General features: G+C 60.5%; 9 protein-coding genes. 7 read left to right on the forward strand and 2 right to left on the reverse strand.

The window, feature by feature from the left end; genetic code table 11:
* Positions 1–35: 35 nt before the first annotated feature.
* The gene (locus tag ACR0AM_RS06110) at positions 36–1,775 is read right to left on the reverse strand and encodes a serine protease (protein WP_480622403.1); all 1,740 of its coding nucleotides are present in this window, start codon (positions 1,773–1,775) and stop codon (positions 36–38) included.
* 207 nt (positions 1,776–1,982) lie between these two features.
* Here ACR0AM_RS06110 and ACR0AM_RS06115 point away from each other — a divergent pair, with 207 nt between their 5' ends.
* Positions 1,983–2,915, forward strand: coding sequence for a glycine--tRNA ligase subunit alpha (locus tag ACR0AM_RS06115; RefSeq protein WP_267363360.1), 933 nt, complete (start codon positions 1,983–1,985; stop codon positions 2,913–2,915).
* Between the two features lie 5 nt (positions 2,916–2,920).
* Here the strand turns inward: ACR0AM_RS06115 and ACR0AM_RS06120 are convergent, their stop codons facing one another.
* Positions 2,921–3,553 (reverse strand): MarC family protein, encoded by a 633-nt coding sequence (locus tag ACR0AM_RS06120; RefSeq protein ID WP_480622404.1) that lies wholly within the window; start codon positions 3,551–3,553, stop codon positions 2,921–2,923.
* A 78-nt stretch (positions 3,554–3,631) separates the two neighbouring features.
* Here ACR0AM_RS06120 and ACR0AM_RS06125 point away from each other — a divergent pair, with 78 nt between their 5' ends.
* From ACR0AM_RS06125 to ACR0AM_RS06150, 6 genes are all read left to right on the forward strand, one after another.
* Positions 3,632–4,153 carry a DUF6446 family protein gene (locus tag ACR0AM_RS06125; protein WP_480622405.1) on the forward strand — a complete coding sequence of 174 codons (522 nt, stop codon included), beginning with the start codon at positions 3,632–3,634 and terminating at the stop codon, positions 4,151–4,153.
* Complete coding sequence (gene gltS / locus ACR0AM_RS06130; RefSeq protein WP_480622406.1) at positions 4,129–5,376, forward strand: sodium/glutamate symporter; 1,248 nt, start codon at positions 4,129–4,131, stop codon at positions 5,374–5,376. The genes ACR0AM_RS06125 and gltS overlap by 25 nt, the downstream gene beginning before the upstream one ends.
* Before the next feature lie 9 nt (positions 5,377–5,385).
* Positions 5,386–7,605, forward strand: coding sequence for a glycine--tRNA ligase subunit beta (glyS, locus tag ACR0AM_RS06135; protein ID WP_480622407.1), 2,220 nt, complete (start codon positions 5,386–5,388; stop codon positions 7,603–7,605).
* 89 nt (positions 7,606–7,694) lie between these two features.
* On the forward strand, positions 7,695–10,235 hold the full coding sequence (locus ACR0AM_RS06140) for a putative PEP-binding protein (protein ID WP_480476946.1): 2,541 nt from the start codon (positions 7,695–7,697) through the stop codon (positions 10,233–10,235).
* A 187-nt stretch (positions 10,236–10,422) separates the two neighbouring features.
* Positions 10,423–11,064 carry a cell wall hydrolase gene (locus ACR0AM_RS06145; RefSeq protein WP_480476538.1) on the forward strand — a complete coding sequence of 214 codons (642 nt, stop codon included), beginning with the start codon at positions 10,423–10,425 and terminating at the stop codon, positions 11,062–11,064.
* 104 nt (positions 11,065–11,168) lie between these two features.
* On the forward strand, positions 11,169–12,542 hold the full coding sequence (locus ACR0AM_RS06150; protein ID WP_480622408.1) for a multicopper oxidase family protein: 1,374 nt from the start codon (positions 11,169–11,171) through the stop codon (positions 12,540–12,542).
* The last annotated feature ends 95 nt before the right edge of the window (positions 12,543–12,637 follow it).

Consider the following 12,637-nt stretch of genomic DNA (forward strand, 5'->3'; position numbering starts at 1 on the left):
ATGTTTCAATGTCTGGTTTCAATATCTGCGCGCGTTCAATCCCAGCAATGCACCAGAACCGTCATTCCGGTCGCGCGCCGGTTCAGCTCGTTGGGGGAAATCCGGGTGGTTTCCTCGCTCGACTGACCGGAAACACCGGCTTTCGTCAGGATTTCTGTCAACCGCTCGACCGTTGCCGCAAGGCTGACTGACGCGGGCAGGGTGCGCCCCTCGGACGGTGTGGGCAGCAGCATGCCAACCACGTTGCCGCTGTCGTTGAAGACCGGCCCGCCCGCATCGCCGGGCTGTGCGTTCAGCGCCAGCCGTTTGACACCCGTCTCGCCGTTCAGGCCACGGATATCCGCGATTTGGCCGTAGGTCAGCGTCGGTGCGCCCAAAGCCCCCTGGTAGGAAAAGCCGGATACGGCCACTTCGGACTGGATGCGCGGTTGGGTGGTGCTGAAAGCAGCAACACTCATAGGGGCAAGAGCTTTTGCAGGACGCAGAACCGAAACACCAAGCTCCGGGTCCGTCAGCGCCAGCTGAACCTCCTGATCCCCTTCCAGAGTGATCCGGGTGCAGCTTTCGGCGGCTTCGGACACCGTCAGAACCGTGCCGTCCGCACCAGCGAAAAAGCCCGACCGCGACAACCGGGGCTTGCGGATCTGAAGACCCGAGACCAGATCGATGCGCTGTTCCGCATCCGCACCGGCGGCGGCATCCAGAACCGCGTCCGTTGTGCTCAGGCTGGTCGCCATCGCAGCCAGAACACGCAGGCGGCGCGCTTCGTCCCCTTCGGGCCAGACGAGTGTAAAGCCCTTGATCTTTCCATCATCCAGCCGCGCCTGCGTGAATGACACGATCCCATTGCCGCGCCCTTCAAGGGTGAACTGGTCGCGGCCCAGCTCGCGCGGGCCGTTCAGCGGTACAATCTCAAGCGACTGCATCACCTCGTAAAGGGCGCGCAGCGTGTTCTTGTCACCCTCCTGACTGATCAAAAGGGCCTGGGCGTTCAGGTCCGAGGCGCTTTTGAAATGCACGAACGGTGCCTCATAGCGGTCAAAGCTGACTGTACCCAACGGCATGTCCAGCGCAATTCCGGCCGCGTCATCGGAATACCGGTCCATCCCGGCCGAGATCAGCGGCGCGTTGTATTCATCCATCAGGGCCTTGCGTTGCACTGTGGTCAGAATGCCCGTCGCCTCATAACCATTGAACCGCTGCCAATCGCCCATCGACCGGCGGGTTCCCTGACCGAAAGCGCCATCGATGGTCGAATTATAGAAACCCGCCGCTTGCAGGGCTGTTTGCAGGTCTTTCCGTTCCTGCGCCGTCAAAAGGCGCTCGGATTGCAACGCCTGTTCGCGGGTTTCATCCGAATCCTGTGCGGTCGTAACCGCCACTGGTTCTTCCGCCTGTGCTGCCGGTTCTGTCAGCACGCTAACAACGTCGCGGTTCACCGCGTTTTCGCCGACCGGCCAGAATTGCTGCCCCAGCGCGCTTGAAAACGCGACAAAGCTGTCACGCGGGATCTGCCCCTCGGCCCGGTATACGCGCAAAACCTGCTCGGCATCGCCGCGCGAATAGGGGCCAATGACGATGGCATACCAGCCGCTGTTCAGCCGAAACCCGTTCACATCGGGCAGGGTGCTGGCATAGGCTTGCGCCCGGTCCTGCGCTTCGCGCAGCGACGGCTGCGCCTCGACCTGAACCCAGACGCCGGGGTCTTGTTGAGCGGTCGCGGCGCGCAGGCCGACCAGAAGAAACAAAAGAATAGCTGAAAATACGCGTGTCATAGTCTGCCCGTGTTATGCGGTGTTTGTACTGAGGTGCAGAATACGCGATTTCATTTGCCAAATACCATGCTGTGAATGCGGGGAATTTGTGGTGTGGCCGCGCAGATACAGCCACAGCCCAAAGCCCCGTTGACGCCCCTCGACCCCTTGCATAGGAAGGGCCAAACCGACCGGAACCGGGCGCACGGGGCGCCCAGAGGGAATGTCATGACCGAACCGACCAGCGCACCGCGTTCATTTCAGGAAATCATCCTTAGGCTTCAGTCCTACTGGGCCTCGAAAGGCTGCGCGATTCTGCAACCCTATGACATGGAGGTCGGGGCAGGGACGTTCCATCCCGCTACCACTTTGCGGGCGCTGGGGTCCAAGGCATGGGCCGCAGCCTATGTTCAACCGTCGCGCCGTCCCACGGATGGGCGCTATGGCGAAAACCCCAACCGGCTTCAGCATTACTACCAGTATCAGGTGCTGATCAAACCCAGCCCGCCGGATTTGCAGGAGCTGTATCTGGGCAGCCTTCAGGCCATCGGCATCGACATGGACCTGCATGATATCCGCTTTGTCGAAGACGACTGGGAAAGCCCCACGCTGGGCGCTTGGGGGCTTGGCTGGGAAGTCTGGTGTGACGGAATGGAAGTCAGCCAGTTCACCTATTTCCAGCAGGTCGGCGGCCATGACTGCACGCCTGTCTCGGGCGAGCTGACCTATGGGCTCGAGCGTCTGGCGATGTATGTGCTGGGCATCGACCACGTGATGGACATGCCGTTCAACGATCCGCAATCGCCCAGCCCGCTGAAATACGGCGACATCTTCAAACAGACGGAAGAGGAATACGCCCGCTGGAACTTTGACGTGGCCAATACCGAGGTTCTGCTGCGCCATTTCGAAGAGGCCGAGGCTGAATGCGCCACTATCCTGGCGCAGGCACATGACGACCCGAAAACCGGCAAGCGTATCATCATGGCGCATCCGGCCTATGACCAATGCATCAAGGCGTCACACATCTTCAATCTGCTGGATGCACGGGGCGTGATCTCGGTCACCGAACGGCAGGCCTATATCGGGCGCGTGCGGGCGCTGGCCAAGCAATGCGCGGATGCCTTTGTGCAGACCGAGGCCGCCGGGTTCAGCGCCGGATGAGGCGATCAGGCCAGCCCCGGCAACAGGGCTTTCAGGCCGTCCGCGATCATGCTGACGGCGATAGCCGCCAGAATCATCCCCATAAAGCGGCTCATGATCACGCGCGCGGTGTCGGACAGGCGTTGGGCCAGCCAGGCCGCGTTCCAGAACGTGATCAGAAGCAGGCCAACAATGGCAAGGAATACACCAGCATAAACAATGGCTTCTACGGGCTTCTTGATATGGTGTGCATACAGGATCAGCGTGGTGATCGTGCCGGGGCCGACCAAAACGGGAAAGGCCAGCGGATAAAAGGCGACGGTGTCGGGTTCGGGGTAAGCGTCCTTCTCCCCCTTCGTCCCGTGATGAGAGGTGCTTTCGTGTCCGTTCAGCATGTTAAGGCCGATCATCATGACAACCAGACCACCGGCGACGCGCAGATGATTGACGCTGATGCCAAAAAGGCCAAGCGCCTGACTACCGACCAAGGCAAAGGCACCGCCAAGGATCAGGCAGTAAACCGCTGTTTTGACAGCAATCTTGCGTTGTTCGGCGGCGGACAGGTCCTGAGTGACGCTCAGAAACACCGGCAGGTTGGTGACCGGGTTCATGATCGCAAACAATGCGCCGAAAAATCCGACGGCAAGGGTGGATTCCATCGTGTTGACCTCGTTTCTGCCTGTCCCCGGATGAAACCTGTCCTATTTTACAAGAACTTGAAAGAGGCGGCCTGAAAGATGACGGGAAAACTGCTGACAATTCTGCTGCTGCTGTCGGCCATCGTGGCAGGCGTCGGCATGTATTATCTACAGGTCTACGGCTATTATTATGAGGTCGAACCGCAGCCGGGGCAGGACGTTGCCCTGATGACGGATGCGGGCGGTGTGCCCGAGTCCATCGCCTATTCCGGGTTTCAGGCAATCGACGCCGACAGCTCGCCGATCCGGTATCGTGCCTGCTTCGAAACCGAATTGTCGCCGGACCAGATGGCTGGATACGTGCCTGTCGAAAACTCCGAACCCCTGACCGCACCGGGATGGTTTGAATGCTACGATGCGGTGTCTTTGGCGGATGCGCTTGAATCCGGGCAGGCGCGGGCGTTCATGGGGGTGAAGAACATCCATTTCGGCGTCGACCGGATTGTGGCGATCACCGCGGATGGCAAGGGCTATGTCTGGCACGCGTTGAACAATTGTGGTGAAAAGGCCTATGACGGTACCGTCGTGGGCGAGGAATGCCCGCCGCGCCCGGAAAACTGAAGGAGCAGATCGTGGGCCATGTCATAGAAATCCCCGATTTCCTGACGGCCACACTGGGGTTTGCGGTCTATCTGATCGGGGCCGAGATCAATGCCCGTGTCGCTACCCTGCGCAACTTCAACATCCCCGAACCCGTGACAGGGGGCCTGCTGGCCTCGCTGGTGGTTCTGATGCTCTATCTGGTATTCGGGATCGAACTGTCCTTTGGCCTGACAGCCCGCGATTTCCTGCTGGTCCTGTTTTTTGCCGGGATCGGCCTGAACGCCCGCCTGTCTGACCTCATTGCTGGTGGTAAGCCGTTAATCTTGCTTTTGATTCTCACTCTGGCGACGATTGTCTTTCAGAATGTGATCGGCGCGGCTGGGGCGGCGATCTTCGGCTATCCTGCACAGGCCGGTGTGTTGTTCGGATCGGCTGCCCTGATCGGTGGGCACGGAACGGCAATTGCATGGGCGCCGGATGTGGCGCAGGCAACGGGCCTTGACGGCGCGACCGAACTGGGTGTGGCAGTCGCCACCCTTGGATTGGTCCTTGCTGCGCTGGTTGGCGGCCCGATTGCGCGCCTGCTGGTCGAACGGCGCGGCCTGACGCCTGACCGCCCTGACGAAGAACCCAGCGTCGGATTGCCGGATGAGCATGACGGGCACACCACAAGCATCGATCATCTGATCGTCATGCGCGTCCTGCTGCACCTGAACCTTGCGATCATCTCGGGATATGCGCTGAATGAATCAATTGCCGCCGCCGGGCTGAAACTGCCACTGTTCGTGCCCTGCCTGATCATGGGCATCGTGATCGCCAATCTGCGGGATGCGCTGTTTCCCGGTGCTCCGAAAGTGTCGCGCACTCCATCGCTGGCGTTGATTTCGGAATTTGCGCTGGGCGCGTTTCTCGCAATGTCGCTGATGAGCCTGCAACTCTGGACCATCGCGCAGCTGGGCATGGCCATTGCCGTGATCATGACAGCGCAGACGCTCTTTGCGGTGCTGTTCGTCCTCTGGGTGCTGTTCCCGGTCATGGGGTCCAACTATCGCGCCGCCGTACTGGCCGCCGGGTTTGGCGGCTTTGCGTTGGGGGCCACACCCACCGCTATCGCAAATATGACAGCCGTGACCAAGCGATATGGCCCATCGCCTATTGCCTTTATCGTGCTGCCCCTTGTATCCGCCTTCTTTGTGGATATCGCCAATGCCATCGTCATTCAGACGATCGTCAATTTCTAAGGACCGACAATGCCCGACCTGCTGATCGAACTGTTCTCCGAAGAGATCCCCGCACGGATGCAAGCCCGTGCCGGCGAGGATCTGAAAAAGCGGATTACCGATGGTCTGGTCGAGGCCGGTCTGACCTATGCAAACGCCGCCGCCCTGACCACGCCCCGCCGCCTGACGCTGGCGGTCGAGGGGCTGCTGGCGAAAAGCCCCACCATCCGGGAAGAACGCAAGGGCCCAAAGGTCGGTGCGCCCGACAAGGCAATCGAAGGGTTCCTGCGCGGCGCGGGCCTGACCCGTGATCAGCTGGAAGAACGCGAAACGCCCAAGGGGGCCATCTATTTCGCCACCATCGAAAAGGCCGGTCGCCCCGCGGCTGAGATCATTGCCGAAGTGCTCGAAACCACCATCCGCAATTTCCCTTGGCCTAAATCCATGCGCTGGGGCAGTGGCAGCTTGCGCTGGGTGCGCCCGCTGCATTCGATCCTGTCCATTCTGACGGATGAGGCCGGGACGCAGGTCGTACCAATGGATGTCGATGGCATTTCGTCCGGCGACACCACAGCAGGACACCGCTTTATGGCGCCCAACCGGTTTTCGGTCACGTCCTTCGACGATTACGCGGCCAAGCTGAAGCGGGCTTTTGTCGTCCTGTCCCCCGAGGAACGCGCCCGGCACATCTGGAACGACGCCCAGAACATGGCCTTTGCCGCCGGTCTTGAACTGGTCGAAGATCAGGGCCTGCTGGCCGAGGTCGCCGGTCTGGTCGAATGGCCGGTTGTCCTGATGGGGCGGATCGACGACGAATTCCTCGACCTGCCGCCCGAGGTGCTGCAAACCTCGATGAAAGAACACCAGAAGTTCTTCTCGGTCCGCAATCCCAAAACGGGCCGGATTGAACGGTTCGTCACTGTTGCGAACCGCGAAACGGCTGACAATGGCGCGACCATTCTGGCGGGCAATCAGAAAGTGCTGTCGGCCCGTCTGGCCGATGCCAAGTTCTTTTGGGAAAATGACCTGCGCATTGCCAAATCGGACATTGCACAATGGACCCGCGCGCTGGAAAACGTCACCTTCCACAACAAACTGGGAACGCAGGCCGACCGGATCGGGCGCATCGCCGCGCTGGCCCGCGAACTGGCCCCAGTGACCGGAGCCGATGCTGATCAGGCTGAAAAATCCGCGCGCCTGGCCAAGGCCGACCTCAGCTCGGAAATGGTCTACGAATTCCCCGAGCTTCAGGGCCTTATGGGGCGGTATTACATCGAAGCGGCAGGCGAAGAGGCTGCCGTGGCTGCTGTCGCGCAAGAGCACTACTCGCCTTTGGGGCCGTCGGATGATGTGCCCACGGCTCCGCTGTCGGTGACCGTTGCATTGGCCGACAAGCTGGACACGCTGGCGGGGTTCTGGGCGATTGATGAAAAGCCTACCGGCTCGAAAGACCCGTTTGCCCTGCGCCGTGCGGCACTGGGGGTTATCCGGTTGGTGCTCGACAATGACCTGCGCCTGCATCTGGATCGGTTTTTCGACGGGCAGCTGCTGCGTGCTGAAAGCGCTGCAAACGAGGCGCTGGCGGCGGAAAACGTTGACGAACTTTTGGATGAAATCGCAGATCATGGCGTGTTTGGCGCAGCCTTCCAGACTGTCAAGGAAAGGCTGGGAGAATTGTCGGGTGCCGATTTCCTGAGTCTTGAAAAGAAGATACCCGACGCATCCGACGATCTCCTCTCGTTCTTCCACGACCGCCTCAAGGTCTTCCTCCGCGACGAAGGCATCCGTCACGACGTCATCGATGCCTGTATCGCGATGGACGGAAATGATGATCTCAACCTGCTGGTCAAACGCGCCCGCGCGCTGAACGCGGTGATCGCGACCGAGGATGGCGAGAACCTCGTGCAGGGCTTCAAGCGCGCCAACAACATCCTGACCCAGGCCGAAGAAAAGGACGGGGTGGAATATTCCTACGGTGCGGATGTGAAATTCGCCGAAACCGACAGCGAAAAGGCATTGTTTGCCGCTTTGGATGCAGCACAGGCGCAAATCGAGCCCGCGCTGAAATCAGAAGATTTCCCCACGGCCATGGCCGCCATGGCCGGGCTGCGCGGGCCGGTGGATGCGTTCTTTGAGGATGTGCAGGTCAACACCGACAATGACATTGTTCGCCGCAACCGGCTGAACCTTCTCAGCCAGATCCGGCAGATCTGCTCCAGCGTGGCCGATCTGACCCGGATCGAAGGGTAAACGACTGGGCGCACTGGCAGGCGCGCCCACAACGCACTTGCGTGAAGGGCGCAAGCGCCTATGCTGCAGACAAACCAAAAGGTGCTGCAGTGCAGAATAATCCGAATACAACGCTCATTACATCCGACGCGCCTGTCACCGCCCATACACATGGCGGGCGGGCCAAATGTCTGCAACGTCTGGTCCGGCTGGACCTGCCGGTGCCCCGAACCGTTGCGCTGTCATTTGATGCCGTTCACCAGATTGCAGAAGGGGCGATCCCGGATATTGCGGCGATCCTCGAACAGTTCGACCCGACCTCGTTGCTATGCGTCCGACCCAGTTCCGAAGATCCCGATTGGGGCGGCCCCGGCGCGGTTCTCAATATCGGAATGAACGACGCGCGCTATGTCGACCTGTCCGACACCATGGGCGCCGAGGCCGCCGCAGCTCTGTATCTGCGGTTCGTTCAAAGCTATGCGATCCACGTGGCACGGCTGGATGCGGATGTGTTCGATGACATCGAAGCTGATGGCCGCGAGGGGTTGCGCCACTCGCTGCGCGCCTACGAGGATGAAACCGACGAGGTCTTTCCGCAGGACAGGGGCGAACAGCTGATCGGTGTTCTGCGCTCGATGGCGCGTGCATGGGACGGGACGTCCGCGCGCTTGCTGCGGCAGGCCAAGGGGGCACCCGCAGATGCCGGGCTTGGGTTGGTCATCCAAGAGATGATCCCCGGCGTCGGGAAAGGCGAATGCGGATCTGGCGTTCTGCAACTGGTTGATTCCACAACCGGAATGCCACAAATCACCGGCCGCTATCTAAGCCAGAGTCAGGGGCGCGATGCGCTGGGTGAAGATGTGGCAGCCCTGTTTCTGGAAAAAGACCCGCGCGGCCCCTCGCTGGAAGAGGTCGCACCAGATGCTTTCGCCGAGGTCAAGGCTCAGGCCGCGCTGATGCGCGAGAAACTGCGCGAAGAGATGCAGGTCGAATTCGTCATTCAGGACGGCACCGTGCATATTCTCGATGGTGTCCGGGTGCAGCGATCGGCCCGCGCGGCCATGCGCATTGCCGTACGTCTTGCCGAAGACGGTATCATACCGCCGCAAGAGGCGGTGATGCGTGTCGACCCGCACGCGCTGAACGAACTACTGCACCGTCAGGTCCACCCCGATGCGCAACGCGATGTGCTGACCACGGCCATTGGTGCCAGCCCCGGTGCCTCGACCGGCAAGATCGTGTTTACCTCGGCCGAAGCACAGGCCAGTGCCGCCCGTGGCGAGGCATGTGTTCTGGTGCGCCGGGAAACCTCGCCCGAGGATGTGCGCGGGATGCACGCCGCCGTTGCGGTTCTGACGGAAAAAGGCGGCATGACCAGCCACGCGGCCGTGATCGGGCGCGGATTGGGTCTGCCCTGTATCGTCGGGGCCTCGGAAATGCGGTTTCAGACGAAAGACAAGATGCTGACCGCACCGGATGGCCGGGTATTCAAAACCGGCGATATTGTCACCATTGATGGCAGCTCGGGTCAGGTGCTGGCCGGTCAGCCCGCCATGCTCGAGGCCGCGTTGGATGACTGTTTCCAGACGCTGATGGGCTGGGCCGATGCCGAGCGTGACATCGAAATCCGCGCCAATGCCGACACACCGGCTGATGCGCAGACGGCCCGGAACTTTCAGGCCCAGGGGATCGGTCTGTGCCGGACCGAACACATGTTCTTTGACCCCGGTCGTCTGATCGTGATGCGCGAAATGATCTTTGCGCAAACCTCGGCGGGCAGGGCGGCGGTGCTGGAACGCCTGCTTCCGATGCAGCGCGAGGATTTCGTTCAGCTGTTCAGGATCATGGAAGGTCAGCCTGTCTGCATCCGCCTGTTCGATCCACCCTTGCATGAATTTCTGCCGACAACGCGCACCGGGCAACGGGAGTTGGCCGAGGCGCTGGACCTGCCCGTGTCCGACGTCGAACGCCGGGTTGAGGCGATGACCGAATACAACCCCATGCTGGGCCTGCGCGGCGTTCGTCTGGGTGTCACCGTACCCGAGATCTACGACATGCAGGCGCGCGCGATTTTTGAAGCCACGCTTGACGCCCGAAAAAACGGTGCTCCGGTGGTGCCCGAAGTGATGATCCCGCTGGTATCCGCCAAGCGCGAGGTTGAACTGGTCAAATCCCGCATCGACTCGGTCGCCGCCGCCGTTGAATCGGAACGCGGGCAGAAGTTCGAATATCGGCTGGGCGTCATGGTCGAAACGCCACGCGCCTGTCTGCGCGCGGAAGAGATCGCGCCACAGACTGCTTTCATGAGTTTTGGAACGAACGACCTGACGCAGATGACCTACGGCCTGTCCCGCGACGATGCCGGTCGTTTCATGTCCGCTTACGTGCGGCAGGGGGTCTTTACCGAAGATCCGTTCCATGTCCTTGATCCGGACGGGGTGGGCGAGCTGCTGAAACTCGGGGCGGAACGCGGGCGTGCCGCGAAGCCGGATGTGACCCTTTCGGTCTGTGGCGAACACGGCGGGAACCCCGAATCAATCGCCATTTGCCGCGATCTTGGATTCGACTATGTGTCATGCTCACCGTTCCGGGTTCCGGTCGCTCGGCTGGCTGCCGCTCAACTGGCGATTTCCTCCAGACTTGGGGGTTGACACCGCGCCGAACCCCAAGGAATAGTGGGTTATACGGTCACTCGTAGGCGAAAAATATTTTCGCTACGGGCGATTTTCCACTTGCTTTTTTCAAGATACTGGACCTTTGCGTCAGTCTGGGGTATCAGCCTCGTCGCGCCCGCCGGGGGAGGGTAAGGCGCGTGATGTGCCTGTGCGAGGTTATCTGATGCTACGTTACATATTGGCTGTTGCCGCAGTGGCGGCAACCGTTCTGCCGAGTGCATCCTTCGCTGAGAAGGAAGCGACTGATACTGCAAAACAAGAACTTGTCGCCCGCAGCGAGCTGCCAGCGCAAAGTTTTCGGGACTATTTCAAGTTGTTCCAGCCCCGCAAGGCGGCTGAACCTGTCGAAGTGTCCTTCTCCAAAGACTGGCTTGACCAGCAACCAAAGGCCTCCGGTGGTGAAAACTGGAAATGCCTGTCCGAAGCCCTGTACTTCGAGGCGCGCGGCGAAAGCGTGCGCGGCCAGTTCGCGGTTGCCGAGGTGATCCTGAACCGGGTCAAAAGCAGCCGTTTCCCGGATTCCCTGTGCGGCGTGATCCATCAGGGGACCGGCAAGAAATACCAGTGCCAGTTCACATACACCTGCGATGGCCGCAAGGAAGTCATCCACGAGAAAAAGGCGTATGAGCGTGTGGCGAAAGTCGCGCGGGCAGCCATTGATGGCGTGGCGGATGAGTTGACCGAAGGGGCAACACACTATCACACGACGTCGGTGCGCCCGTCCTGGTCGCGGGTCTATAAACAGACCGCGAAAATCGGCGTGCATGTTTTTTACCGTCACAACTACCGGACAGCGAGCAACTGATTGACGCACCCGCGCTGGAAGCTTGCTGGCGTGGGGCAGGTTGCACCCTATATTGCGGGCCAGGAGGCCCGTGATGATTTATATTGCGGGCCAGGAGGCCCGTGATGATTTTGAACCGCAGACACCTTTTGCAATCCGCCGCCGCAGCATTGCTGATGCCGCGTGTGGCCAGCGCGGGTTTTGCACCGCTTAATGCGCGTGTAGCCAAACACCCGATCGCGCCAGCAAGTTATCCTGAAACGGAAGTCTGGACATATGACGGGTCTGTCCCCGGCGTTGAACTGCGTGTCAGGCAGGGCGACCGCATCCAGCGCACCCTGATGAACCAGCTTCCGCAAGCCACGTCGGTCCATTGGCACGGAATTCGCATCGAAAACGCCATGGACGGCGTGCCCGGCCTGACGCAGGATGCGGTCGAGACGGGCGCAAGCTTTGATTACTCCTTCGTCGTTCCAGACGCAGGGACTTATTGGTACCATGCGCATAACCAGTCGATGGAACAGGTTGCGCGCGGGCTTTACGGGCCGCTGATCGTCGAAGAAACTGCTGCCCCCGATGTGGATCAGGATCTGGTGCTGATGCTGGACGACTGGCGGCTTGATCCGGAAACCGCTCAGATCACGGATGATTTCGACAATGGCCATGATCTCAGCCATGCTGGTCGGCTGGGGAATATCATCACTGTCAACGGATCCCTTGACCCGCGCGTTCAGGCGCGACGGAACGACCGTCTCCGGCTGCGCCTGATCAACGCCTCCAACGCGCGGATTTTTGACCTGAATCTTGACGGGTTGTCTGGTTGGATCGTCGCTCTTGACGGTATGCCACTGGAAACGCCGATCCCATTGTCTGGGGCTTTCCCAATAGCCCCCGCACAACGCATCGATCTTGTTGTGGATGTCGTGGCTGCGGGCGATACGGCAAGTCTGGTGAGTGTTGAGCGCGATGGTGCCTTTGGCATCGTTCGGTTTGATGTTGACGAACCTCTCGCACCTGCGCCGCGACAAGGCGTGTCAGCGTTGCCGCCCAACCCTTTGCCAGTCATCGAGGATGTCTCATCCGCACCATTGCACCGGATGTCCCTGCAAGGCGGGGCGATGCGCTGGCTGGACAGCGCCCGGATCGGGGACACAGAATTGTCAGGCCAGGAACTGGCGCAGTTGGGCCGGTTCTGGGCCCTGAACGGTTATGCGGAACGCCCGCCCGACCCGTTTCTGGACGCCCGGACCGGAGGCCTTCACAAGATCGAGTTCGTCAATGAAACAGTCTTTCCACATGCCATGCATTTGCATGGTCACCACTTCCGACTGATCCAGCCGGACGGATCGCTTGGCCCGTGGCGCGATACTGTTTTGGTTGATCGGGGACAAACCCGCCAGATCGCTCTGGTCGCGGATAATCCGGGGGACTGGCTGTTGCATTGCCATATGCTGGGACATGCCGCTTCGGGTATGATGAGCTGGTTTCGCGTCACCTGACGCCGCATTCGGCGGTTGGAATGGCGTTTGTTTGAATGTTATAGGCCCTTGCAACGCCTATAGAGGGCAAGCCCTGCAACAAGCCGAAAAGGCCG

The sequence above is a fragment of the Ruegeria sp. AD9 genome, from assembly GCF_056542305.1.

Excerpts from the sequence above, each read along its gene's own strand:
- ACR0AM_RS06110 (WP_480622403.1), bottom strand. The coding sequence starts at position 1,775 with ATGACACGCGTATTTTCAGCTATTCTTTTGTTTCTTCTGGTCGGCCTG.
- ACR0AM_RS06115 (WP_267363360.1), top strand. The coding sequence starts at position 1,983 with ATGACCGAACCGACCAGCGCACCGCGTTCATTTCAGGAAATCATCCTT.
- ACR0AM_RS06120 (WP_480622404.1), bottom strand. The coding sequence starts at position 3,553 with ATGGAATCCACCCTTGCCGTCGGATTTTTCGGCGCATTGTTTGCGATC.
- ACR0AM_RS06125 (WP_480622405.1), top strand. The coding sequence starts at position 3,632 with ATGACGGGAAAACTGCTGACAATTCTGCTGCTGCTGTCGGCCATCGTG.
- gltS (WP_480622406.1), top strand. The coding sequence starts at position 4,129 with ATGCCCGCCGCGCCCGGAAAACTGAAGGAGCAGATCGTGGGCCATGTC.
- glyS (WP_480622407.1), top strand. The coding sequence starts at position 5,386 with ATGCCCGACCTGCTGATCGAACTGTTCTCCGAAGAGATCCCCGCACGG.
- ACR0AM_RS06145 (WP_480476538.1), top strand. The coding sequence starts at position 10,423 with ATGCTACGTTACATATTGGCTGTTGCCGCAGTGGCGGCAACCGTTCTG.
- ACR0AM_RS06150 (WP_480622408.1), top strand. The coding sequence starts at position 11,169 with ATGATTTTGAACCGCAGACACCTTTTGCAATCCGCCGCCGCAGCATTG.